This is a genomic window from Streptomyces sp. NPDC015220, from assembly GCF_043079345.1.
In the GTDB taxonomy this organism is placed as follows: Bacteria; Actinomycetota; Actinomycetes; order Streptomycetales; family Streptomycetaceae; genus Streptomyces.
This window is the reverse complement of sequence record NZ_JBIBUK010000034.1, coordinates 16,815-42,155: the sequence shown is the minus strand read 5'-3', so window position 1 is coordinate 42,155 and position 25,341 is coordinate 16,815. Positions and strand designations below refer to the sequence as shown.

15 protein-coding genes are annotated in these 25,341 nt (G+C 73.4%); 11 read left to right on the top strand and 4 right to left on the bottom strand.

What is annotated here, in order from left to right; all coding sequences use genetic code 11:
* Nucleotides 1-264 precede the first annotated feature (264 nt).
* From ACF061_RS36670 to ACF061_RS36660, 3 genes are read left to right on the top strand one after another with little or no spacing between them, the layout of a single operon-like run.
* The gene (locus ACF061_RS36670) at nt 265-744 is read left to right on the top strand and encodes a hypothetical protein (RefSeq protein WP_392271349.1); all 480 of its coding nucleotides are present in this window, start codon (nt 265-267) and stop codon (nt 742-744) included.
* A gap of 11 nt (nt 745-755) precedes the next feature.
* A complete protein-coding gene (locus ACF061_RS36665; RefSeq protein WP_392271348.1) occupies nt 756-3,065 on the top strand; it encodes a hypothetical protein in 2,310 nt (769 codons plus the stop codon).
* A gap of 17 nt (nt 3,066-3,082) precedes the next feature.
* Nucleotides 3,083-3,601, top strand: a complete 519-nt coding sequence (locus ACF061_RS36660) for a hypothetical protein (protein ID WP_392271347.1) — start codon at nt 3,083-3,085, stop codon at nt 3,599-3,601.
* A gap of 21 nt (nt 3,602-3,622) precedes the next feature.
* Here the strand turns inward: ACF061_RS36660 and mycP are convergent, their stop codons facing one another.
* Both mycP and eccB read right to left on the bottom strand, forming a co-directional pair.
* Complete coding sequence (mycP, locus tag ACF061_RS36655; protein ID WP_392271346.1) at nt 3,623-4,912, bottom strand: type VII secretion-associated serine protease mycosin; 1,290 nt, start codon at nt 4,910-4,912, stop codon at nt 3,623-3,625.
* A gap of 20 nt (nt 4,913-4,932) precedes the next feature.
* Nucleotides 4,933-6,465 (bottom strand): type VII secretion protein EccB, encoded by a 1,533-nt coding sequence (eccB, locus tag ACF061_RS36650; RefSeq protein WP_392271345.1) that lies wholly within the window; start codon nt 6,463-6,465, stop codon nt 4,933-4,935.
* A gap of 214 nt (nt 6,466-6,679) precedes the next feature.
* On the opposite strand from eccB, the gene eccE reads away from it, so the two are divergent.
* The 8 genes from eccE (at nt 6,680) to ACF061_RS36610 (ending at nt 19,373) form a co-directional block, all read left to right on the top strand.
* Nucleotides 6,680-8,020, top strand: coding sequence for a type VII secretion protein EccE (gene eccE, locus ACF061_RS36645; RefSeq protein WP_392271344.1), 1,341 nt, complete (start codon nt 6,680-6,682; stop codon nt 8,018-8,020).
* Complete coding sequence (locus ACF061_RS36640) at nt 8,017-8,853, top strand: hypothetical protein (protein ID WP_392271343.1); 837 nt, start codon at nt 8,017-8,019, stop codon at nt 8,851-8,853. The genes eccE and ACF061_RS36640 overlap by 4 nt, the downstream gene beginning before the upstream one ends.
* 554 nt (nt 8,854-9,407) lie before the next feature.
* Nucleotides 9,408-12,902: an SCO5717 family growth-regulating ATPase gene (locus ACF061_RS36635; RefSeq protein ID WP_392271342.1), complete on the top strand. Its 3,495-nt coding sequence runs from the start codon at nt 9,408-9,410 to the stop codon at nt 12,900-12,902.
* Nucleotides 12,903-13,286: 384 nt separating this feature from the next.
* Nucleotides 13,287-15,161 (top strand): ABC transporter substrate-binding protein, encoded by a 1,875-nt coding sequence (locus tag ACF061_RS36630; protein WP_392271341.1) that lies wholly within the window; start codon nt 13,287-13,289, stop codon nt 15,159-15,161.
* Nucleotides 15,162-15,173: 12 nt separating this feature from the next.
* Nucleotides 15,174-16,244: an ABC transporter permease gene (locus tag ACF061_RS36625; protein WP_392271340.1), complete on the top strand. Its 1,071-nt coding sequence runs from the start codon at nt 15,174-15,176 to the stop codon at nt 16,242-16,244.
* On the top strand, nt 16,241-17,167 hold the full coding sequence (locus ACF061_RS36620) for an ABC transporter permease (protein WP_392271339.1): 927 nt from the start codon (nt 16,241-16,243) through the stop codon (nt 17,165-17,167). The genes ACF061_RS36625 and ACF061_RS36620 overlap by 4 nt, the downstream gene beginning before the upstream one ends.
* On the top strand, nt 17,164-18,372 hold the full coding sequence (locus ACF061_RS36615; RefSeq protein WP_392271338.1) for an ABC transporter ATP-binding protein: 1,209 nt from the start codon (nt 17,164-17,166) through the stop codon (nt 18,370-18,372). Before ACF061_RS36620 ends, ACF061_RS36615 begins: the two co-directional genes overlap by 4 nt.
* Entirely contained in the window at nt 18,369-19,373 is a 1,005-nt protein-coding gene (locus ACF061_RS36610) for an oligopeptide/dipeptide ABC transporter ATP-binding protein (RefSeq protein ID WP_392271337.1), read from the top strand. The genes ACF061_RS36615 and ACF061_RS36610 overlap by 4 nt, the downstream gene beginning before the upstream one ends.
* Nucleotides 19,374-19,514: 141 nt before the next feature.
* On the opposite strand, the gene ACF061_RS36605 is transcribed toward ACF061_RS36610, so the two are convergent.
* Nucleotides 19,515-20,480 carry a bifunctional riboflavin kinase/FAD synthetase gene (locus ACF061_RS36605; RefSeq protein ID WP_392271336.1) on the bottom strand — a complete coding sequence of 322 codons (966 nt, stop codon included), beginning with the start codon at nt 20,478-20,480 and terminating at the stop codon, nt 19,515-19,517.
* A 336-nt stretch (nt 20,481-20,816) separates the two neighbouring features.
* Entirely contained in the window at nt 20,817-25,166 is a 4,350-nt protein-coding gene (locus ACF061_RS36600; RefSeq protein ID WP_392271335.1) for a trypsin-like peptidase domain-containing protein, read from the bottom strand.
* Nucleotides 25,167-25,341 lie beyond the last annotated feature (175 nt).

Sequence of the window (25,341 nt, the reverse complement as noted above, 5' to 3'; positions counted from 1 at the left end):
AGGAGCCGGGGGCCGCGGCGGCAGGCGGGCGACCTGCGCGTCCGTCGTACTCACCGCCCGTCGGTGTCCCGCCCCTTCCCCGTGTCCCCGTGCCACGGGCCCGCAGCTCCTTTGAACGTTCACGGCGGACATTAGCCCCATGGTGGACGCGGGCCAGTCTCCGCCTGCCCGGGATTGCTAATTTGACCGGGCGCCGCGCCATCGGTACGCCAGTGTCCACCCGGTGCGAGCAGCGAGACGGAGCACGCGGGGAAGGGGTCCACCATGGCGTGGGACGAGTGGGAGAAGCTCAAGGCCCAGGCGGCCGAGCGGCAGTCGACCAGCATGCGCCTGAACCAGCTGGAAGCGGACGGCGGTGGCGGAGGCGGCGGTTCCGGTGACCTGGTCGCGCATGCGGACGACCTCGGCGCCGTCGGGCACGAGGCCTACATCCTGTGCGACAAACTCAACAACGAGGCGGACATCGCCGGGGCGGGTGCCGGCAACGGCGACAGCGGATCGACGATGCAGGCGGCGGCGTCGCTGAAGTCCCACGGATTCGCCACCGGCGGCGCCCTGGAGACCACCGTGACGGTGTGGACGTCGCAGGTCAAGGCGGTCCGCCAGGCTTGCGCCCACATCTCGAACCACCTGGACTACAGCAAGAAGCGCCACTCGGCGGACGACGCGAACATCGCCGCCCTCGTGCGCGGCCGTGACGGCTCGGCCGTATCGGTGTCGAAGCTCAACGAGTACTTCAAATAGGGGAACCGCCGATGGCTCTGAAGTTCACGGATCTCGTCGACGTCGATCTCGGGAAGCTCGATACGGCCGTATCGGACTGGAAGAAGACCGTCGACAACCTCAAGACGCTGGCGGAGGACGCCCGCGACGGCATGCAGTCCAAGTCGAACTCGGCACAGTGGGCGGGCGTCAACGCGACGGTGACACGGGAGTTCATCACCAAGACGGCGAAGGAGATCTCTGACCTCCACACCGAGGCGAAGAGCATCCACCAGGTGCTGAGCGACGGGCACGCGGAACTCGTCGCGCTGCAGAAACAGATCAAGCAGGCGGTGGGGACGGACGCGAGCAACCTCGGCATCCGGGTCGAGGACATCGGCGACGGCAGGGTCCGCTGCTACTTCCAGCACATCCGGGGTGACACCGACGAGCGGTCCCAGGAAGAGCTGGACGCCCGGCAGGAGTTGGAGAGCCGGATCAACGGCATCCTCTCGCATGCCGCGGAGATCGACGACTCCGTCGCCCGGGCGTTGGCCAAGAGCCACGGCAACGACGCCTACGACGCCGGGCACAGCGCGTACGAGTCCCTCAACGACGCCGAGGTCGAGCGCGCTGTGGAACTGGCCCGCAAGGGCGACGGGATGTCCGACGCGGAACTGCGGGAGCTCAACCGCCTGCTGCGGTTCAACTCGCGAGAGAAGGACGGCGAGTTCGCGACCGAGTTCTACCAGGGCCTCGGCGGCCCCGAGAAGGCGCTGCAGTTCTACGCGGAGATGTCCGAAGACGGCACCGGCTCCGACGCCACCAAGACCCGCCTCGACGAGGTGCGGGACCTGCAGAAGGTCATGGGCTACACGCTGGCCAACGCCACCGACCCCGATCACAAGCACCATCTGCCGGAGGACTGGAACACTCAGTTCCGGCGCCTGGGCACCCAGCAGATCGGCTGGGAACGGGGGCAGATGAACAAGCCCTACGGCTATCAGGTCCTCGGCGGGCTGCTCCGTTACGGCAACTACGACGCACGGTTCCTCGACCCCATCGCGGAGCACATCACCCAGCTCCACAAGGAGGACCCGCACCGCTTCCTGATGAACAAGCCCGGGGGCAGCCCCGACATCTACGGCTTCAACCCGTCCGGGAAGCTGGGCACCGGCAACGACCCCCTCAACAGCGTTCTGGAGGCGTTGGGGCACAGTCCCGAGGCCGCGGAGAAGTTCTTCACCCAGCCGCCCACCGCCTACAACGAGGACGGCACGGTGAAGAAGGGCGGTCACCTGGGCTTCGACTCGTACCTCGACCTGTTCACCGACAAGGACTTCGAGTGGACGATCGACACCAACGACTCCAATGTCCTCATCGACCAGGACAAGTCCACCAAGGCCCTGACCTTCGGTCCCGAGGCCCTCGGCCACGCCCTGGAGGCGGCGACGACGGGACGGCCGTACGACACCGACGCGACCGGTGACGCCATCAAGCACACCGAGGCCCGGGCGCACCTGGTGAGCGAGATCGTCGACAAGTTCGGCGAGAACCCCGAACTCCTCAGGCACAACGAGAACGGTGACCTGGAAAGCGAGGAGACCGGTCCCCTGTACGCGCTGCGCGGCAGCCTGGGTGACATCACCGCGGAGTACATGGGGGACTTCCAGCGGGCGATGTACAAGGAGGATCCGAACAGCACCTTGTTCCCGACGTTCGGTGCCGCGGCTGGGCTGGACACCGGTCACACGGCTCGTTTTCTGGGTGCGGTGGGACAGGATCCCGATGCCTATGCGGCGATTACGAGCGCTCAGCAGGCATACACGACCGACGTGGTGCATCACGTCATCAACGGGGACAGCCAGTCGACGGCGTCCTTGGACGGTCGGGTGGGTGCGGCAGTGTCGCCGGGAGCGACCATCGCGGGCATCATGAGTGACGCTCGGGCCGACGCGATCTACGACTACCACACTGCTTCGGACAAGGACTTCAACGAAGCCGCGGCCGACAAACAGAAGTGGGTCAACCGCATCCTCGGCATGGGCCTGGAAAAGGTCGGTGAGCGAGTACCGATCGCGGGCGCTCCTCTTGAATGGGCGTCGGAGGACATCCAGGAATCCATCATGAAGAGCATCGAACAGGACACGGTGCAGGATGCGGAGCGTGAGGCGGGGAACACATACGCCAGCGGCCGCGAAGCAACCCTGGATGCGGCTAGGGACGCTGTCGATCGCGCCTTGATGAACAACGAGAAAGTCAACCCGGACACTGCCGATGACTTGCGACGTGCCGCTCGTACGGCCGCCGGCCTCGGGCATGACTCAGGTGCCCAATGGAATTCGGAGAGTGACGGATCTTGAGGGCCATCATGCATGCCATGCGCGGCATCCCTCTGCTCATCGTCGCAGTTGGCGTTGCCGGATGCTCGTCGGACGAGCCCAAGAGGGAGTTCGCGGTGCCGAAGGTGCTCTGCGAGGTGCCTGTTCCCGGTGACGCGCTGTCCGCACTTCTACCTGAATCAGGCAAGCTTCTCACCTCACCCGAGTACACCTTCTCGATCGACGGTGAGGGGCTGTGCAAAGTCAGCGTCGACGACGACGTGGTCCTGATGGTCAGCAGAGAGCGCATCGATATCGGCGACTCCGCGTACAACATCCTCCGCAGCAGGGCTCGTGTGCCGAGTCAGAAGTCGGCAGAGGACGGCTCCATCTCGTACGCCGATCGGGCTGCCGCCTCCCTGACCAAGTGTCGAGGTGCCGGCGTGGAGAAAGAGGACATCAGCATCCTCATCACGGTTCTGAAACCCGCTCGGCCCGACGAGGACGCCATGAAGGACCTCATCACCAGCTACACGACGGGCTACCAGAAGCAGCACCCGTGCAGACCGGGTTCCTGACGTAGCGGGGCCCCGGCCCCGCTACGACCCCCCGCCCACCCGTGCCCGTCGGCGGCGGGCGTCGCGTACCGCCACCGCCGTGCCGCTGAGGCCGGCGGCCAGGACCAGGGCGCCGAAGGCGACGTAGGTGCCGAGACGCTGGTTGCGTTCGTCGGTGGTCTCGCCGAAGTGGAGGGGGGTGACGGACGGCGCCTCGGCTCGGGTGACACCGCCTTCTGGGCGGGGTGACTGGACCGGGCGGGCGGGGTCGACGTCGGTGAGGGCCTTGACCGGGTCGACCACGCCCCAGCCGACCAGGCGGTCATGGCCCGGGATGGAGCGCTCCGCGGTCTGCTCGATCTGGGCGACGATCTCGGAGGCCGTCCACTTGGGGTACTTGGACTTCAGCAGGGCGGCCACCCCGGCCACGTAGGGGGCCGAGAAGCTGGTGCCGTCGTCGGAGCAGTGGCCGCCGCCGGGGACGGTCGAGACCATGTCCACTCCGGGGGCCGCGACGCCCACGAAGTCTCCGGACTGGGAGAAGGAGGCGCGTTCGTTGTTGCGGTCGGAGGCGGCCACCGCGAGGACGCCCTGGTAGGACGCCGGGTAGGTGATCTTCACATTGCCGCCCAGGCCGTCGTTGCCGGCGGAGGCGACGACCACCACGTCGTGGTCGAGGGCGTACCGGACCGCCTGTTCCAGACTGGAGTCCGGCCGCACGGCGTTCGACGTGTCCTGGGAGATGTTGATGACGCCCGCGCCCTCGTCCACCGCGTGCTTGATCGCTTTCGCGAGGGTCTCGGCCGTGCCGTCGCCCTCGGCGTCGTTCTGTTTGATCGGGATGATCCGGGCGCCGGGCGCCAGGCCGACGAAGCCGGTGCCCTTGGCGGGGCGGGCCGCGATGATGCCGGCGACGCGTGTGCCGTGGCCGACGGTGTCCGTGGTGCCGTGGGCGTCGCCGCGCTCGATCTTCTCGCCCTTGGCGTTCTTGTCCGGGAGGTTGTTCAGGCCCTTGGACGCGTCGACCGCCTGCTTCAGCTGCGGGTTCTTGATGTCGACGCCGGTGTCGATCACGGCGACCTTGACGTTCTCGCCGGTGGACTGGGCCCACAGCTCGTCGAGGTTGACGCGTTGCAGGGCCCACGGACGGCCGGTGTACGGCTTCGACGGGAAGGTGCACTGGCCCTCGTCGGCGCGGGCAGCGGTGGCGGGCAGGGCGAACACCGAGGTCGCCGTCGTGAGCGCGGTGGCGGCGGCCAGGACCGTCGCCCGGGCCGCGGTGCCCGTGCCGTGGCCTCGGCGGCGCTCGGCCCGTGTGTGTGCCTTCAGCATGAGTGCGTCTCCTCCGGCGGCTAGGAGCCCTGCGGCTGGCGGGCCGCAGCCTCGGACAGGCGCGGGCCGGTCGGCAGGAACGTCGACCACTCCATGGGGACGGGCGTGGGGTTCACCTTGGCGTAGCCCAGCCGGGTCTGGGCGATCTTCGCCTCGTTGAGCGCGTCCTTGCGCTGCTTGGCGGAGGTGCCGATGCCCTTGTCGTCGGTGGCGCTGTCGCTGTTGGACTGCAGGGCGTAGCGCAGGCCCGTGTCGGTCACCAGGAAGACGCCGCCCGCCTGGGTCTCCGTGCCCTGGATCTGGCGGTAGAGCAGGCCGGCGCCGGCGGTGACGTAGGCGCTGGAGGAGCCGGTGGGCAGGTCGGCGGGGAAGTCGGCGCCCGCCCAGGTGGACAGGGTGGGCCGGCCCTGCGCGTCGACCGAGCGCAGGACGTTGCAGACCGTGTCGCGGCCGGCCGTGGCGCCGTCGCCGTCGTTCACCGTTCTCGGCTTGTACGCGGGCCAGGTCTTGTCGCCTTCGAAGGCCGTGCTGTCGGTGACCGCGCCCGGGCTGACCTGCTGTGCCTCACCGGCCTGGCCGACGCCGACGAGCTGCCTGCTGTTGAGCAGCAGCGTGGCGGTGAACTCCGAGATCCGGGCGACACGGCCGCGCAGCACCACGTAGTACTGCATGCGCCGGCCGTCGTACGCCTTGATGACCATGCCGATCTTGTCGTACTGGTCGTACTGCTGGAGTCCGCTGAACGCGCCCGCCTTCGCGCCCGGCTCGCCGTCGATCTCCGGGATGGAGACCGGGTCGCCCTTGTGGAAGGTGGCGAGCCATTCCTGGGAGACGCGCTGGGGCGCCCGGCCCTGCGTGTCGAGGGCCTTGAGCAGTTCCTTGCTGGTGGGTTCGGCCAGTCGGTACGCGTAGCCGCGGGCGTCGACGACGTACCGCGTGCTGCCGTCGGGGCCCACGACGTACATGAGGTCGCCGCCGGTCAGCCGGCCGCCGCCCTCCACTTTGGACCACTCCTTCTTGGCCAGGACGAACGCCGCCTTCTGGATGGCGCGGCCGCCGGCTCCCGGGCGTTCGCAGACCGCCCAGCGCTTGGCCGCTCCGGCCTCCTCCGGGGACGGCAGCCGGTCGGGCGCGTACGGGATGCCGATCGTGGCGCCGTGCGGGGGTTCGCCGCTGTCGAGGACCTCCTCGTCGACGGTGATCACGCTGTCCTTGCTCGGGTCGAGCAGGAGCCTGGCGGACGCCATGTTCAGGACCGGGTGCAGCTGGACCTGCTTGCCGGTCTTCAACACCACGTAGCGCGTGGTCGACTTGCTGGCGACGATGACGTGTTCCTCGGGCTTGTCCCAGCCCTTGGGCGCCGTCGGGCTGAACAGGCCGATGCCTCCGAACACCGCGAGGACCACCACGCCGACGACGACGCCGGGCACCACCGCGCCCAGGGGCTTGGGGGCGCTCTCCTCCGATCCCGACGGAGAGGGCCGCAGGAAGGACGCGAGCATGCGGCGCTTCGCGAAGGTGTAGGCGTTGAGTTCGTCCCGCCGTGATGCCATCTGTTCCGCTCTCTCCCCGTGCAGAGCTGTGGAGGGGGTGTGGAGGAACCGCGCGCTCCGTGCCCGTCCCCCGAACTGCCTCTGGTGCCTCGGCTGTCAGCACCGGCCCCTACTATGCCTGTTGCGGCGCGCCGCCCGCGGCACGGGTAGGGTGCTGGGGCCCGGAAGGGGCGGTGCACGAGGGTTTTCGGGAGAGTTCGGGGGTTTTGCAGTGGTGGCTTCCGCAGGACGTGCCCGGTCGCGATCGCAATCGGGGTCGCGACCGGACGGCGGGAGACGGTCGGGTACCCGCGCGCCCCGCTCCGCCGCGCCGTCCGGGACGCGGTCCCAGGGCCCCCTCGCACCGCGTCCGACGTCCCGCCCGGGAGGCGGCGGCTCACCCGCGCGGCAGCGGCTCGTACTGCTGGAACTGGCCGCCGCGCTCGTGCTCTGCGGTTGGGCCGTGGGCACGATGGCGCTCGTTCCGGCGGCCGCCGTCGCCGCCGTTCTGGTGGCGCTGGCCTTCGTGCGCCGTCGTGGGCGCACCCTGCCGGAGTGGCTGGGCACACTGCTCGCGCTGCGCGCCCGCAGGCGGCGGGCCGCGGGCACTCCGGCTCCGCAGGGCACCGAGCCCGGGCTGGCCCCGGTCGTCGAGTGCGACCCCAGTCTGCGGACCTGCTCCTACGGCGGCCGGGACCGGCGTCCCGTCGGGATGATCGGGGACGGCACGTTCGTCAGCGCGTTGGTGCAGGTGGAGGCGGACGTCTCCGCGCTGCGGGCCGCGCGGGGGCGGCAGCCGCTGCCGGTCGGGCTGGTGCGGGACGCGCTGGAGGTGGACGGGATCCGGCTGGAGTCGGCGCAGATAGTGCTGCACACCCAGCCCGCGCCCGCGCTGCACCTGCCGCAGCACTCGGTGGCGGTGACGAACTACGCGCCGTTGCAGGCGCAGACCGGCGCCCCGGCGGTACGCATCACCTGGATCGCGTTGAAGCTCGACCCGGAGCTGTGCCGGGAGGCGGTGGCGGCGCGGGGCGGCGGCCTGGAGGGGGCGCAGAAGTGCCTCGTGCGCGTCTGCGATCACCTCGCCAGTCGGCTGTCCGGGGCCGGGTTCCGCGCGACCGTGCTCAACGAGGAGGAGCTGACCGCCGCGCTCGCCACTTCCGCGTGCGCCAACCCGCTGGTGACGGCGGAGGCCGGGCGGAGCGAGGCGCGGGAGCGTCGGACCGAGGAGTCCGGGCGGAGCTGGCGCTGCGACAACCGCCGGCACACCACGTACTGGATCCGCCGCTGGCCGCAACTGGGGCGTCAGCAGACGCCGTTGGCGCAGCTCGTGGCGCAGCTCACCAGTGTGCCGGCGCTCGCCACGACGTTCAGTCTGACACTGTCGCGCGGCGAGCGGCAGGAGACGGCGCTGTGCGGGCACCTGCGGGTGACCGGACGCAGCGACGACGAACTGGTCGCCGCTCGGCGCGCGTTGGAGGACGCGGCACGACAGGCGGGCGCGGGGCTCGCCCGGCTCGACCGGGAGCAGACGCCCGGCATGTTGGCCACGCTGCCCTTGGGAGGCGCCCGATGAGCTCCAGGAGCACCGTGAACGCCGTGAACACGACGACCGCGCAGGGTGCCGGTTCCCCGGCCGTCGCGGGCTTCCGGGCCACCGCCGGTTCTTCCGCAGCCCCGCCGTCGGCGGCCGGGCGGGTGCGCGGTCGGCTGCGCAGCGGCCTGGGGCTGATCGGGCCGCGGCACGCGCGGCACGCGCTGTCCGCGGAGCAGGTGGACGCGCTCACGTTGCCCATCGGGGACGACGGCGTCGTCGTCGGCGTGGACACCGAGGGACAGCCCGCCGTCCTGGGGCTCAACCGGCCGACGCCGTACGACGTCGTGCTCATCGGCAGCCTGTGGACCGCGCAGGTCCTCGCCCTGCGGGCGGCCGCCACCGGCGCGCGCGTCGCCGTGGAGACGGGCCGGGCCCCGGCGTGGATGCAGATGGTGCACGCCATGGGCGGCGGGCAGAACGGCCTGGCCGTGTACGAGGTCGGCAGGGTGCCTCCGCAGGGCGCGTCGGCCGGCACACCCGTGCTGGTGGTGCGGGACTGCGGTATGCGGCCGCCGCGCGGCCGGGTGGTCTCCGGGCCCTGGCAGTCGGTGGTGACCCTGCTGCCGTACCTGAGTCCCGTGGCCCCGCGGCTGATCCGGCAGGCGCGGCTCGTGGGCGTCCAGCGGATCTCGCCGGACGAGGCCGCCGAGCTGGGCCGCACGATGGCGCTGCCGCGCGCGGACATCGAGTCCCTGCCCACGCTCCCCGACGGTGTCACCCTCTGGTGTGCCGACCGCGACCGGCAGTACGTGATGACGCAGCCCACCGACGCCGAGATCGGCTTGCTGGGTACGCCGCGCCGGATGGACTGAACCGCGGCCGGGACCGCGAACGGTGCCGCCGGCGAACGGTGTTGTGCCGTCGGGATCGGTTCGCCCCGTCCTCGCCCGGTTGCCGGCCCCCCGGCCTGCCGAACGGCACGGACGCCGCACGGTGTTGGCGGCACGAGCCGATTCGCGGCTTCGTCCCGCCACCGTCGACGTCCCGTCAGCCGGCTCCCGGCGCGGCCGCCCGGCCGTTGACGCGCCATCGGCCGGCCATCGGAGCGGGCTGCCGCCGGGGGCGTGGTGACGTATCGTCCGGGTTCGGTGTGTTATCGGGTGTGCGCACAGGTGAGTTGGATGCCGGCCGTGACGTGGCGGTCGAGGGTGCGGGGCCGGACGGGCCTGCCGTGAGCGCGCCTGTGGTGATTAGGCTGGGACCGGGCGCCACATCAGAACCCACGGCTGAGCCGTCGGCGCTCCGGGGGAGGCCGGGCGGGCCGGATCGGTTCCGATCCGCCGGCGACCGCTTCCGACCGACCCCTTAGGAAACGAACGGTCGCCCCAGCACGGCATGAGGGTGCTCGACCACACCAGGAGGAACTGTGAACAGCGATCGGGACGGGATCCGCGGGGGCTGGGCCACGCCCGGCGACGACCAGCCCGACGCGGCGTCCTCCGTCGAGGCGACGGGTGAGTTCACCATCGACTACGCGCCGCCGGCCTGGTACACGCAGAACTCGTCGGGCCCGGCCGCCGACTCCGCTTCGTCCGACCCGGCCGCGCCCGCCTCTCCGGCCCCGCCGGCTGCTCCGACTGCTCCGACTGCTCCGACTGCTCCGGCGACTCCGCCCCCGCCGGTCGGGCCTCCGGTCAACCTTCCCGACCCGCCGCCGGGCAGCGGCTTCCAGCCCGCCTGGGCACCCGCGCCGCCGCCCGCCGCCCCTCCGACGCCCGCTGCCCCTTCCCCTCCGTCGGAGGTGGCGGACGCCGGGAACGGTGACCTCGTCAGCGGTGCGACGATGCGGATCTCCGCGGCCGCGCTGAAGCGTGAGTTCGCGGCGCGCGACGGCGCGGCCGAGGGCGCCGGACGGACGGGCGTCGACGAGTCGTCCCCGGCGGACCCGACGGGTGGCGAGGCCGCTGCCGCGACCGGGGAGGCGGAAGCCGCCGACAGGACCCGGGACGCCGTCGCGGCGGACGAGGAGGCTCCGGCGCCGTCGCCTGAGGCAGAGATCGCGGTCTCGGCGGACACGACCCCTTCCGGGTCCGAGGGTGACGACACGGCTGTGGTCGGCGATGCCGAGTCCGCCCCGGCTGAGCCCGGGGACGGGAACGACCGGGACACCGCGGACGACGGCCACGACGAGGGCGCCGACCACACGGCCCGCGCGGATGCGACCGGCGGGACCGAGGACTCGGCCGCCGGCGATGCCGCACCGCCCGCCGAGAACGCCGAACACCCGCTGGCCGAGCCGGAGGCTCCGGGCTCCGAAGTCGGCGACGACGTGGCGGACGCACCGGACGCATCGGCCTCCGGTGCCGGCACCGGCACCGGCACCGCTGATGGGAACGCTTCCTCCCAGGAGGACGGCCCGGCCGGTCGGCCCGCCGACGACGTGCAGGACGCCGTAGCGCAGGCCGCGGTCCCGGCCGACGGGGCGGGAGGCGCGGTGCAGGACGCCGTGCCCGGGTGGGGTCCGCCGCCGGCGTCGCAGGACACGGTCCCGCCGCTTCCTCCGTCCTACCAGCCCGCCGCCCCGACCCCCGCGGCCCAGTGGCCCGCACAACCGCAGGCGCAGCCCGGACAACCGGGACAGCCGGGGCAGCCGCCGGTGCCGGGTCAGCAGCCGCCCTTCCAGCCGCAGGCGCCGCAGCCCGCGCCGCCCGCCTGGAACACGCCCGCCGCCCCGCAGCAGGCAGCGACACCCGCTCCCCCGGCGCCGCCGGCCGGTTACGGCTTCCCGCCGCCACCCGCACCGCAGACCACCGCGCCCGGCACTCCCCAGCCGACTCCGCCCAACCCGGCACAGCACGGCTACGGCTTCCCCCACCCCGGCGCAGCCACCCCCACACCCGGAGCTCCCACACCCAACCCACCCGCACCGCCGGCCGGTTACGGCTTCCCGCCGCCACCCGCACCGCAGACCACCGCGCCCGGCACTCCCCAGCCGGCTCCGCCCAACCCGGCACAGCACGGCTACGGCTTCCCCCACCCCGGCGCAGCCACCCCCGCACCCGGAACCCCCACACCCAACCCACCCGCACCGCCGGCCGGTTACGGCTTCCCGCCGCCGCCCGCACCGCAGACCGACCGGCCGGGGCAGCCGCAGGCGGGGCCGGCCGGGACGCCTGGCGCCGATGCGGCGGAGCCCTCCTCCGCCGCCGTCCAGCAGGGTGCTCCCCAAGCCCCTCAGCCCCAGGCGTTCGCGCCGCAGCACCCGCAGCAGCCCGTGGACCCGCGTACCGGCGCCGCGTGGCCCCAGCCCATACAGCACGACCAGCGGCAGCCGACCAATCCCGGCGCGGCACCGCTCGGTTACACGGCGGCGGTGGAGCTGTCCTCCGACCGGCTGCTCAACAACAAGAAGCAGAAGGCGCGCAGCGGCCGGCCGGCCGCGGCCGGGTCCCGCTTCCGGATCGGTGCGAAGAAGGAGGAGGCCGAGCGGCAGCGGAAGCTCGAACTGATCCGTACGCCGGTGCTGTCCTGCTACCGGATCGCGGTCATCAGCCTCAAGGGCGGGGTCGGCAAGACGACGACGACCACCGCGCTCGGCTCCACGCTCGCCACCGAGCGGCAGGACAAGATCCTGGCCATCGACGCCAACCCGGACGCCGGCACCCTCGGCCGCCGGGTGCGCCGGGAGACCGGGGCCACCATCCGTGACCTCGTGCAGGCGATCCCGTACCTCAACTCGTACATGGACATCCGGCGGTTCACCTCGCAGGCGCCCTCGGGGCTGGAGATCATCGCCAACGACGTCGACCCGGCGGTGTCCACGACCTTCAACGACGAGGACTACCGGCGCGCGATCGACGTCCTGGGCAACCAGTACCCGATCATCCTGACGGACTCCGGCACCGGTCTGCTGTACAGCGCCATGCGCGGGGTACTGGACCTCGCCGACCAACTGATCATCATCTCCACGCCGTCCGTGGACGGTGCGAGCAGCGCCAGCACGACACTGGACTGGCTGTCCGCGCACGGGTACTCCGACCTGGTCGCCCGCTCCCTCACCGTGATCTCCGGGGTGCGCGAGACCGGCAAGATGATCAAGGTGGAGGACATCGTCGCCCACTTCGAGACCCGCTGCCGCGGAGTCGTCGTGGTGCCGTTCGACGAGCACCTGGCCGCCGGCGCCGAGGTCAACCTGGACATGATGCGGCCGAAGGTGCGCGAGGCCTACTTCAACCTGGCGGCGATGGTGGCCGAGGACTTCGTCCGGCACCAGCAGGCTCACGGTTTGTGGACGTCCGACGGCAACCCGCCGCCGGTGGCCGCCCCGCCGCTGCCGGGCCAGCCGTACCCGGGGCAGCCGGCCCAGGCCTACCCGGGCGCGCAGCAGCCGTATCCGGGGCAGCCCGGACAGCCCATGCCCGGTCAGCCCATGCCCGGACAGCCCGGGCAGTCGCCGTTCCCGGGACAGCAGGGGCAGCCGCCCGCCCCGGGACAGCCCGGACAGCCCGCTCCTGGGCAGTTCGCCCCCCAACCGCAGCCCCCGCACCAGCCGCAGCCGGGGCCGGGTCAGCCGTACGCACACCCCGCGCAACAGCCCGGGCAGCCCTACCCGCAGCAGGGCGGGCAGCCCCTCCCGCCGGGCCAGCCGTATCCCGCCCAGCCGTATGCGGGACAGCCGTATCCGGGACAGCCCGCTCCGGGGCAGTCCGCGCCGCAGCCGCTGCCCCCGCAGCAGCCCGGGCAGGTGCCCCAGCACCCCGGGCAGGCCCAGCAGCCCCCGCAGCAGCCGTACCCGCAGTACCCCGGCCACCCGCAGCCCGCGCCGGGCCAGACCCACCAGGACCAGGCGCCCCAGGACCAGGCGCCGCAGGACCAGGCGCCGCAGGGGCAGACCCCGCCCCCTCCGCCCCCTCAGCAGTAGCCCGACCGGTCCCCAGGCCCGCGTCGACGACGCTCACCCGTCGTCGACGCGGGCCTTCGCACGTTCGCGGGCCGAACCGGCGGAAACGCGCCGCCATGCCCTCACCAGGGAGGCGTCAGTGGTCTACACCACTGAGGGGAACGTCGTGATCGACTTGTTGTTTCCGCAGGCCACATGGGGTTTGACGCACCGTTGACGCGCGCAGACTGCGCTGATAGACACTCACTTCATTCCGTCGGCGCCATCCGATCAAGCTCCTGCAAGCTCGTTCAAGCCCGCTCAAGCTTCTTCCAGTTCGCTCCAGCTCGTTCACATCTGTTCACAGCCCGCCCCGTGCGGGACGCACTCCGTCCCGCGCGTGCGATGACGCGAGGTCACCGAGCCATGAACACACAAGATCAGCACGGCAGAGGACGTACCGGACCGCGCCCGAGGAGGACGCGACTGCTCGCCGCCGCGGGAGCCGCCGCCCTCCTCCTCGCGTCGGGACTCGCGGCCCCCGCCGCCTCGGCCGCGCAGGCCGCCCGCGCGGCGGAGGGCGGGAAGGGCGACCGGACGCTCACCGTCGCCGTCGCGCAGAGCGTCGACTCGCTCAGCCCGTTCCTCGCGGTGCGGCTGCTCAGCACGAGCGTGGGCCGGCTGATGTACGAGTACCTGACCGACTACGACCCCAAGGACGCCCACGCCGTCCCGGGCCTGGCCACCAGGTGGGAGCCGTCGCCGGACAAGCTGACCTGGACGTACACGATCCGCGAGAACTCCAAGTGGTCGGACGGGCAGCCGGTCACCGCCGAGGACGCCGCGTGGACGTTCAACAAGATGATGACCGATCAGGGCGCCGCCACCGCCAACGGCAGCTTCGTCGGCAACTTCGCGTCGGTCACCGCGCCCAGCCCCACCAAACTGGTGATCCGGCTGAAGAAGCCGCAGGCCACCATGACCGCGCTCGACGTGCCGATCGTTCCCAAGCACGTCTGGGAGAAGGTCAAGGACTTCTCGAAGTTCAACAACGACAAGAGCTTCCCGATCGTCGGTGACGGCCCGTTCGTCCTCACCGACTACAAGCCGGACAGCTATGTGCGGCTGAAGGCCAACAAGGACTTCTGGCGAGGAGCGCCGAAGTTCGACGAACTGGTGTTCCGTTACTACAAGGACCAGGACGCCGCCGTCGCCGCGCTGCGCAAGGGCGAGGTGTCCTTCGTGGCCGGCTCGCCGTCCCTGACGCCCGCCCAGGCCGCCTCCCTCAAGGGCGACAAGAACATCCGCGTCAACGACGCGCCCGGCCGCCGCTTCTACGCGCTGGCCACCAACCCGGGTGCCCAGGCGAAGGACGGCACGAAGTTCGGTGACGGCGATCCGTCCCTGCTCGACGAGCGGGTGCGGCACGCGCTGTTCATGGCGGTGGACCGCGCGACCATCGTCGACAAGGTCTTCCAGGGCCACGCGGTCCAGGGCCAGGGGTATGTTCCGCCTCGCTTCACGTCGTACTTCTGGAAGCCCTCCGCCGGGCAGGAACTGGCGTACGACCCGGCGAAGGCCGCCGCGCTGCTGGATCAGGCCGGCTACCGGAGGAACGGGGACGGCAAGCGCGTCGGCAAGGACGGCAAGCCGCTGAGCTACCGCGTCCTGTGTCACGCCACCGACCCGAACGACAAGGCGGTCGGCAAGTACCTCCAGGAGTGGTGGGGCTCACTGGGCATCGGGGTCACCCTCGACTGCCTGGACAACGTGACCGATCCGTGGCTGGCCGGAAAGTACGACCTCGCCTTCGACGGCTGGTCCGTCAACCCGGACCCCGACTTCGTGCTCTCCATCCACACCTGCGCCGCACGTCCCACCACCCCCAAGGACACCGGCGCGACCGACAACTTCATCTGCGACAGGACGTACGACCAGCTCTACGCCCAGCAGCTCGCCGAGTACGACCCTGCCAAGCGGGCGGACCTCGTCAAGCGGATGGAGTCGCGGCTGTACGACCTGGGGTACATGAACGTCATGGCGTATCCGAACGCGGTCGAGGCCTACCGCACGGACCAGATCAAGTCGATCACCACCATGCCGGCCGCGGCCGGCAACATCTACGGCCAGGACGGCTACTGGAGCTGGTGGTCCGCCGTGCCGGCGGGCTCGGGTGACTCCTCCGGCGATTCCTCGTCCACCGGCGTCGTCATCGGGATCGCCGCGGGTGTCGTGGTCCTGGCCGGCCTCGCCGTTCTCTTCGCGGTGCGTCGCCGGGCCACCGCGGAAGACCGTGAGTAGGGGCGTGCGCCGATGACCGCCGAAGCGACACCCGCGCTGGTCGAGGGCGCGGCCGGCGCCGGCCCGGAGGGATCCGGGCCGGCGGCCCGCCGACGGGCCCGGGCCGGCACCGCGTATCCGCGGTACGTGGCCGGCAAACTGGTCGGCGCGGCCGTCTCGCTGCTCGCCGTCCTCGTCACCAGTTTCTTCCTCTTCCGGCTGATCCCGGGCGATCCGGTGAAGTTCATGACCGGCGGGCGCCCGGTCTCGGCCCAGCAGATCGCCGCCTACCGGCGTGAGTTCGGACTCGACCTGCCGCTGTGGCGGCAGTTCACGGACTATTGCGGCAAGGCGCTGACCGGGGACCTGGGGACCTCCTACCAGTTCCACGGCCCCGTCCTCGACAAGATCACGGAGGCGCTGCCGAACACCCTGCTGCTCACCGGCACGGCGTTCGTCCTCTACACGGCCCTGGGGGTGCTGCTCGGCACCCGCTCCGCGTGGCGGCACGGCCGGTTCGCCGACCGCTTCCACACCGGTCTCGCGCTGACCCTCTACTCGATCCCGTCCTTCTGGCTGGGGCTGCTGCTGATCATCGTGCTGTCGGTCGGCGCGGGCCCGGTGCCGGGGCTGTTCCCGACCGGAGGCATGGAGTCCGGCGGCGAGGAGGGCTTCGCCCACGTCCTCGACGTCGCCCATCATCTCGTGCTGCCGGTGGTGACGCTGGTCGCGGTGGAGTACGGGCAGACGCTCCTGGTGACGCGGTCCGCGCTGCTGGACGAGATGGGCGGCGACTATCTGACGACCGCGCGGGCCAAGGGGCTCCGGGACGACCTGGTCCGGCGCCGCCACGCGGTGCCGAACGCGCTGCTGCCGACCGTGACGCTGATCTTCGTCAACCTCGGCCGGACCGTCGCGGGTGTCATCCTCGTCGAGACGGTCTTCTCCTGGCCCGGGCTCGGCGGACTGTTCTACCAGGCGCTGAGCGTGCCCGACCTGCCGCTGGTGCAGGGGCTGTTCTTCGTCTTCGCCGCGGCGGTGATCGTGATGAACACCCTCGCCGACCTCCTGTATCCGCTGCTCGATCCGAGGGTGGGCCGATGACGACCGCCGAGACCGCCCAGAGCGCGAAACCACCCGGCCCGCGTGCTCTCGCGTGGCGGCGTCGCCGGGCGTCCGCCGCCCGCTTCTGGAAGGAGTACCGCCGGCACCGCGCGGGCCTGCTCGGGCTGGCCGGACTCGTCGTGTGCGCGCTGGTCGCGCTGACCGCGCCGCTGACCGTCGGATCGGACGTGTCGAGCGTGACGGACGCGCCCGGACGGCCGCTGGAGAGCCCGAGCGGTCACTTCCCGCTGGGCACCGACCAGTTCGGTCGCGACCTGCTGGGACTGGTGATCTGGGGATCGCGCGTCTCGCTGCTCGTGGGGCTGCTCGCCGCCGTGCTGTCGGTGGCGATCGGCGCACTCATCGGGATCACCGCGGGACACTTCCGCGGCTGGTACGCCACGGTGATGATGCGGGTCACGGACTGGTTCCTGGTGATGCCGACGCTGGTGCTCGCCATCGCGCTGGCGACCGTGCTGTCCCGTTCGCTCGGCACGGTCGTCCTGGCCATCGGCGTGACCACCTGGCCGACCACCGCACGGCTGGTGCGGGCGCAGACGCTGGCGGTGGAGTCACGGCCGTACATCGAACGCTCGAAGGCGCTCGGCGGCGGTCACTGGCACATCATGTCCCGGCACGTGCTGCCCAACGTGATGCCGCTGATCCTCGCCCAGACGACCCTGATCATCTCCTCCGCGATCCTGGCCGAGGCGACGCTCGCCTTCCTCGGGCTCGGGGACCCGACGGTCGTCTCGTGGGGCGGCCTGCTCCAGGACGCGCGGGAGGCCGGAGCGGTGAGCTCCGGCGACTGGTGGTACCTGGTGCCGCCGGGCATCGCGATCGCGGTCGTCGCGCTGGCGTTCACGCTGTGCGGGCGAGCCGTCGAGTCCGTTCTCAACCCCAGGCTGGGGGTGTCCCGTTGAGTCTGCTGGACGTACGCGACCTCGAGGTGACCTATCCGGGCGGCGCGGCCGCCGTGCGGGGAGTCGACCTGACGCTGGCCGCGGGCGAGAAGCTCGGCATCGCCGGGGAGTCCGGGTGTGGCAAGTCGACACTGGCCCTGGCGCTGCTGCGGCTGCTGCCGGCCGGTACCCGGATCGGGGGCCAGCTCCTCCTCGACGGGGAGGACGTGCTGACGATGAAGTGGGGCCGGGTGCGGGCGGTGCGCTGGGCCGGGGCGTCCATCGTCTTCCAGGGCGCGATGCACTCCCTCAACGCCGTGCACCGGGTGGGCGACCAGATCGCCGAGCCGATCCTGCTGCACCGGCGGGCCACTTCGGCGGCCGCGAAGAAGCGGGCCGGGGAACTGCTGGAGCAGGTGGGCCTGCCGGCGGCACGGGCGAGCGCGTACCCGCACGAGCTCTCCGGCGGCCAGCGCCAGCGGGTGATGATCGCGATGGCGCTCGCCTGCGATCCACGTCTGATCGTCGCCGACGAGCCCACCACCGCACTCGACGTGATGATCCAGGCCCAGATCCTGCGGCTGATCGAGGAGTTGGTCAGCGAGCAGGACGTGGGTCTCGTCATGATCAGTCATGATCTCGCCGTGCTCGCCGACACCTGCGACCGGCTCGCGGTGATGTACGCGGGCCGGGTGGTGGAGGAGGGCCCGGCCCGGCAGGTCTACGAGGACGCCCGGCACCCCTACGGCAGGGCCCTGTCGGGCGCGTTCCCGCGCATCGGCGACCCGTCGTCGCGGTTCGCCCCGCGCGGACTGCCCGGCGATCCACCGGACCCGGCCGCGGTCCCGTCCGGATGCGCGTTCCATCCGCGCTGCCCGGTCGCGCTGGACCTGTGCGCCGCACAGGACCAGGTGCTGCGGGCGGCGGAGGCGGGCCGCTGGGCGGCGTGTGTGCACGTGGGGTCCGACGCCGGGCCGGGCAGGCGGTCCGGCGCGCTCGGGGACGAGGGGCCGGGGGGCGACGGGGAGCCCGGGCGCCCGGAGGCGGCCGGGACGGGGCCGAGGACGGAGGGCGGGGCCCAGGCCGGGTCTCCGGTCCGCGGAGACGGGCCGGCCGCGGACGCCGTCCCCGCGGACGCCGTCCCCGCGGACGACGTCCCCGAGGACGGCGCGACCGGGCACGGCCCGGGGGCGGAGGAAGCGGAAGTGAGGAGCCGTACCGCATGACGAGCACGCCACCGCTGCTGAGCGTCGAGGGCCTGCGCATCGCGTTTCCCGGACGCGGCGGCGCGCCGCGGGCCCGGGCCGTGGACGGAGTGGACCTCGACATCCGCCCGGGCGAGATCGTGGCGCTGGTCGGCGAGTCGGGCTGCGGCAAGACGACGCTGGCCCGCTCCCTGCTCGGCCTGGTCCCGCCGACCGCGGGCCGCGTCACCTTCGACGGCTCCCCGCTCGACTACTCCTCCCGCGCGCTGAAGGCGTACCGCAAACGGGTCCAGCTGGTGCTGCAGGACCCGAGCGGTTCGCTCAACCCGCGCCACACGGTGTACGACGCCGTGGCCGAGGGGCTGCGCATCCACGGGTACGGCGGCGACGAACGGACAGCGGTCGCCGAGGCGCTGGCCCGGGCCGGGCTGCGGCCGCCCGAGCGCTTCTTCCTGCGCTACCCGCACGAGTTGTCCGGCGGTCAGCGCCAGCGGGTGGTCATCGCGGGCGCGCTGGTCCTGGAGCCCGAACTCGTCGTCGCCGACGAGCCGGTGGCCTCCCTCGACGCCTCGGTGCGCGGCGAGATCCTCGCGCTGCTGCTGCGGCTGCGCACCGAACTCGGCCTGTCCGCGCTGGTGGTCACCCATGACCTGGGGCTGGCGTGGAACATCGCCGACCGGGTCGCGGTGATGTACCTCGGCCGGATCGTGGAGACGGGTGCGGTCGAGCAGGTGCTGACGGCGCCCCGGCACCCGTACACCCAGGCGCTGCTGTCCGTGCTGCCCGAGGCCCCGGGCACTCCGGTGGTCCTCACCGGGGAGCCGCCCGACCCCTCGCGGATCCCCGGCGGCTGCCGGTTCCACGCTCGCTGCCAGGTCCTGGCGGGCGGCGAGGCCGAACGCGCCGGCGTCGCCGAGGCCTGCCGGAACCAGGACCTGGAGGTCCTGGCAGGGAGCGGCGAGGCCCAGGTGGCGTGCCACTGGGCACGGGCACGGGCGGAGGCGGTCACGCCGCCGCGGTGACGGGGCGACCGGCGACGGCCGGAGGACGGCCGGACGCGGTGATCAGCGACCCGTCCGGCGCGGTGACCGGTGGACGGACGTGGCGGCCGTACCGGTGGGGCCGGCCGCGGCCGGTCCCACCGGTACGGCCGGTCCCGTCGGTCAGTTCGTCCGGGGCTGCTGCTCGTCCGCCGCGATGATCTCGCGGCACTTCTTGACGTCCTCCGCCATCGTTTCGAGCAGCGCTTCGAGCGAGTCGAACTTGGCCTGGCCGCGCACGAAGGCCAGGAAGTCGACGGCGACGTGCAGGCCGTACAGGTCGAGGCCGACGCGGTCGATGGCATACGCCTCGACCGTGCGCTCGGTGCCGTCGAACTGCGGGTTGGTGCCGACGGAGACCGCGGCCGGCATCACTTCGCCCTGGGCGTGCAGATAGCCGGCGTAGACGCCGTCGGCGGGGATCGCGGTGTGCGGGAGGGTCTCGACGTTGGCCGTGGGGAAGCCCAGCTCGCGGCCGCGCTGCGCGCCCCGGACCACCACGCCCTCCACGCGGTGCGGGCGGCCCAGGATCTCGCGGGCGCCCCCGACGTCGCCCTCGGCGACCAGCCGCCGGGTCAGGGTGGAGGAGAAGGGCTCGCCGCCGCCCGCCGCACCGGTGACGTACAGGTCGACGACCTCGACCTCGAAGTCGTGCAGCTTGCCCTGCTCGGTGAGGAAGTCCACGTTTCCGGCGGCCTTGTGGCCGAAGCGGAAGTTCGGTCCCTCGACGACCGCCCTGGCGTGCAGCCGGTCGACCAGCACCTTGACGACGAAGTCGGCCGGGGACAGTTGCGAGAACTCGGTGGTGAAGGGCAGGACGAGGACCGCGTCCACACCCAGGTCCGCCATCAGCTCCGCACGACGGTGGTGCGGGGCCAGCAGCGGCGGGTGGCTGCCGGGGCGGACGACCTCACTGGGGTGCGGGTCGAAGGTGACGACCACCGCGGGGACACCGAGCTCGCGGGCGCGGTTCACGGCGTGCTCGATGATGAGCTGGTGGCCGCGGTGGACTCCGTCGTAGGAGCCGATGGTGACGACGCTGCGCCCCCAGTCCTGGGGGATGTCCTCCAAGCCACGCCAGCGCTGCACTGTGACCGCTCCTCGTCGAACCCGTGTCCGTGTTGCCTTGGTTGCCATGCGTCTTGTCCGCAGGTCTAAGGGTGCCATGCCCCACGTCGCCCGCCCGCATCGGCATGGGAGCTGTGACGGGGCGCACGTCCCCCGCGCGCCCGACGTCACCACACCGCACGTCCCCCGCAGGCCGGACGCCACCGCGCCGGACACCACGGCACCGCACGCTGGGTGCCGCCCCGGCGTGCGGCGGCGCCGCGTCCGCGTCCGGCGCCGGACGCCCGTCGTCCGGCAGGGCGTCTCGGGCGCGACGGCGCAGGGTGGCACGGCACGAGAAGGGGCGAGGTCCTGCCGTCAGGCGGGGGCGGGGGCCCCCGCGAGGTCCCCGATCGTCCGGCGGGCGCTGGGCCCCACCAGCGCGGCCCAGTCCTGCGGCGCCCCGGACAGCCAGCCGGCCAGGTGGACGGCGAAGCCGGGGACGTGTCGGCCCAGCTCCAGCAGGGCGCGGTCGAACACGGCCGCGCCCTCCGGAGTGCGGACGAGGAGGAGGCCGACGCGGTGGACGAGGTCGCAAAGGTCCCCCTCGGGGCTGGGGACGGCCGCGTACAGCACCGCCTCCAGGACGGCCGGGTGTTCCTCGTGGTCCAGCAGGAAGCCGAGGAGTTCCCGGCGCAGCGCGCGGCAGGCGGGCGCGCCGGAGGCCGCCAGTACACCGCCCAGCGCGGCCCGCAGCTGAGCCGCTCCACCCTCCAGTAGGCCGGTGACCAGTGGGGACATCACCGCGTGTGCGGCCGGCCCGGCCCGCAGCCGCCGGTCCACGTAGGCCGCCACCGAGCCGGCGAGGTCCGGCCGCCGTTCCACCGCTTCGCGGGCCAGTGCGGCGAGGCGGGGGGCGAGCGCGGGCGTGATCACGTCGGCGAGGGCGCGCAGCGCCTCGGCGGTCCCGGGGCCGCGCCGCATCCGCCCGCCGAACGAGGCGAGGACCGCATCGGGATGGGTGGTCAGGGCTCCGGCCAGCACGTCCGGCGGCAGGTTGGGGTCACCCGCCGCGAAGTGCCGCAACGCCTGCGGCAGATGACGGGCGCGGGTGTGCGGGTCCTGTACCAGGAGGGCGAGCGCACCGCCGTGCAGGGCGGCGTCGGCGGGCCGGGCGAGCAGGGTGAACGCGGCGTCGCGCAGCAGTTCGCGGTCGGTCTCGGTGCGCACGTGGGGGGCGGTGCGCAGGCCGTGCGTGACCGCCGCGGCCCGCCGGTCGGAGCGGTCGTCGTGCGCCCACCGGCCGACGGCCCGGCACAGGGTGGCCGGTTCCTCCTCGGCGAGCGCGGCGAGCAGTTCGTCGGCCCGCTCGTGCGGGCACGCGACCAGCGTTTCGACGAGGTCGTCGGGGGCGCGGTGCCGGTGGGTGTGGAGCAGCGCCTGTGCGGCGGTGGCCACGGTGGCGTGCGGGGCGGCGGGCAACGGCCGCTCGTCGTCGAACCAGCGGGTGAGGTGCGGTTGGACGGCGACCGGGTCGGCGGCGAGGAGCCGTGCGACGGCGTCGAGATAGCGGGGCGGCTGGGCGGTCCGGGACGCGTGGGGCGGGGAGCCGTCCGGTCGGGTCCCGTCCGGACCCCCGGCGCCCGGTCGGCCGGGCGCCGACGCTGCGGAGCCCGCCGGCCCGTGCCCCGGCCGTCCGCGCCCCGGTCGTCCGTGTCCTGGTCGCTCGGGGTCCGGCTCTCCGTGGTCCTGCGGGGCCCGGTCGGCGAGCAGGAGGCGGCGGAGCAGGTCGCAGCGGTCGGCGTGCGACAGGTGCAGGGCGGTCCAGAAGCCCGGTCCGAAGCCGCCCGGCACGGGCAGGTCGCACTGCTGCCGGGCGACGATCCACTCGGCGAGCAGCCGCAGCACACCGGCGTACGGCGCGGCGTCCGGTACCCGCAGCAGTACGCCGGCGAGCAGCCGGGAGGCCCACCAGGAGTGCGGGTCGGTGTCCAGCGCGCACACCAGCTCCTCCAGCCGGACGGCGAGCCTGCGGGTCCCGTGCTGGCGGGCCAGGAGCATCAGCGCCTGCACCACGGGGCCGATGCGGTGGTGCGAGACGGGCGGCGGAGGGTGCTGCTCGCCGGGGATGTGCCGCCGGTGGACCAGGACGCGGAGTGCCTCGTCCAGGTCGAGGTGGGTGCCCTGGAGCCAGTCGGCGACTTCCTCGTGGGCGAAGCGGTAGCCGTCGCCGGCCGGGACCAGGAGGCCCTCGGTGAGGACGGCCGACGCCCAGCCGGTGCCGCCGCCGAGGCGTGCGGGGGCGGGCCCCCACGGGAACACGTCCTCGAAGGTCCCCCGGTCCAGCTCGCCGTGTCCGGGGCCGAGGCTGCGCCGGGCCGCCTCGTGCACCTGTCCGGACACCTTCGCCGCGAGTCGCCGTACGGCGGATCCGCGCAGGTCGTTCTCGGCGGCGAGGCGGACCGCGATGCGCAGGCACATCAGGTCCAGGTGGGCCGCGAGGACGTCGGCGCGGTCGACAGGGGGGTGGCCGGGGAGGTCGGGGAGGGCCGCGCGCACCTCGGAGAGGAGGCGCAGGGTGAGCGGGTGGCGGGCGTCGGCCTCGACCAGCGCTCCGTCCGGGATGCCGTAGCGGGAGCGGGCCTCACGGGCCTCGTCGGCGGTGAGGTCGCCGAGGCGCAGCCCGGCCGGGACGTCGGGGCCGGGGGCAGGCCGGTCGTGGGAACGGTCGGTGCGGCGTACGTCGGCACCCGGTGGGGTCTGTGTGGCCTGTGTGTCCTCTGTGGCCGGCGCCTCGGAAGGGGCGTGAGCGCCCACTGTTCGCGGACTGCCAGGAGTGGCGGGGGCGCCCGGTGTCCCGTGCGAGCCGGCGGAGGGGTCCGGGGCGTGCAGCAGGCCGGGCGGGACCAGCGCTCCCGCGTGCTCCCAGTACTCCTCCCGGCACGCCACGACCAGTCGCGCGCCCGCCGACCGCAGCCACTGGGCGGTTTCCCGCGTCCACTCGGCGAGCCGGTGGGCGAGGGCGGAGGGCATCTCCTCGGGCCCGTCCAGGAGGAGCAGCAGCGGCCGGCCGTGGGCATGGGCGAGTCGGGCGACGCGCTCCGGGGTGAGGTCGGTGGACTCGGTGTGCAGGGGCTCCCGGGCGGCCGCGACGATCCTGGCCGCCCGGTCCAGCGCGCGGCACGCGGCGTCCGCCACGGAGGTGTCGGCGCCGTCGAGGTCGGCCCCGCGCAGCCACAACGTGGGCGTGGGGGTGTCGCCCCGGGCCCGGCGGCCGGCGAGGGCCACGAGTTCGGTCGTACGGCCGCTGCCCGGTGCGCCGACGAGACCGAGGACGACGGCCGGGCCGGCGGCGAAGGCGGCCAACTCCCCCACGATCCCGGACCGTTCGACGGGCAGGGCGGCCCGCCCGGGGTGAGCGGCGGAAGCGGTCGGGTCCGGGCCGGCCGGGTCGGGGGCGAGGGCGCCGCCGACGGTCCGCGACAGCCGCGCGGTTCCCGGTGCGGGGCTGTCCGGCCCGTCGGGTTCCACGGCGTCGAGCGAGGGGGCCACTGTGCCGACCGGGAGGTCCACGACGTCGACCGGTCGGCCCGGGGCCCCCGGACCGCCGAGGTCGGCGGCATCGGCCGGCCGCAGCGGGGCTCCCGGGTCGCCGGTGGCCGTGGTGCCGCCCCGCCGGCCCGGGGCTTGCGCTGGGCAGGGGCGTGCGGCGCCTGGGTCGACGGGCCGCGCCGGATGCGCCGCGTCCGGAGTGGCGGCGTCCCGGTGGAGTGCGGGTGGTGGTGTCGCGCCCGCCCGCGGCGCCGGTCGGTCCGTGGCGGCGGGGCGGGCCGGGGCCGGACGCCGGCCGGGATCCGGGACGGTGTCCGGTCGGCCAGGATCCGTCCGAGCGCCGCGGGCGGGGGCGGGGGCGGGGGCAGGGGCAGGAATGGTGGCGGGCGCGGAGTGAGCCGCCGGCCGGAAGAACGGCTGCGGAACCGTGCCGTGCGGGCGGTCCGGCAGGATGCCCCGCGGCCCGTCCTGGGCGACCGCGGTGGCCGTGAGTTCCAGGACGCCCGCCAGGTTGAGGTCGGGGCCGTAGGCGGGGACGGTGGCCGCGTTGCGGGCGAGCAGGTCGGCGAGGCGGTTGTCCCCCGCCCGGGCGTGGCGCAGAGCCGCCGGGCGCAGCGGCACCGCGAACCTGGACTCGCGGTCCCCGGACCGCAGTGCCGTGCCGAGGACGGCGACCACGGTGCCGGTCGCCGCGTCCAGCACCGGCCCCCCGGCCGTCCCACCGCCCCTCCTGAGCGCGTCGCGGCCGGCCGTGCCGATCGCCAACTCGAGCGCGCCGTCCAGGAGATGACGGCCCTCCATGGCGGTGTAGGCGACGGAGGCGGGTCCGAGCACCCGCGCCTCACGCCAGCCCCCGGCCGCGATCCGGACGTAGGCGCCGGTCCCGACGGCGGCGCGCGTGGTGACCGGGAGCGGCTCGACGCCGAGCCCCTCGGTCCGTACCAGAGCCAGGTCCAGCTCGGGCAGCGCGGTCACCGCGTCGGCGGTCACCACGCAGGACCGGCCGCCCGCGCCGGGAGCGTGCAGCACGAGACGGGCCAGGCCGTCGACGGCCTCGTGGCTGGTCAGGACCGTGCCGTGGTGGTCGGCCGCGAAGCCGGTGCCGCGCGGTCGGCCGGCGAGGTCGCGGATGCACACCAGGGAACCGTCCAGGGCGCGGTCCCGGGCCTCCGCCACGGTCTCCGGCCGGGGCGTCGTCGGTTCCGGGCCGCCGTGGGACGCCGGTCGAACGGTTCCGTCGCCCCGGGCGTCGGTGGTGCCCGAAGCACGGCCTCCGTCGAGTGGGCGGGCGCCGCCGGGCGCCCGGCTCCCGGGACGCCGACCGCGCACCGCACCAGCCGCACCAGCCGCA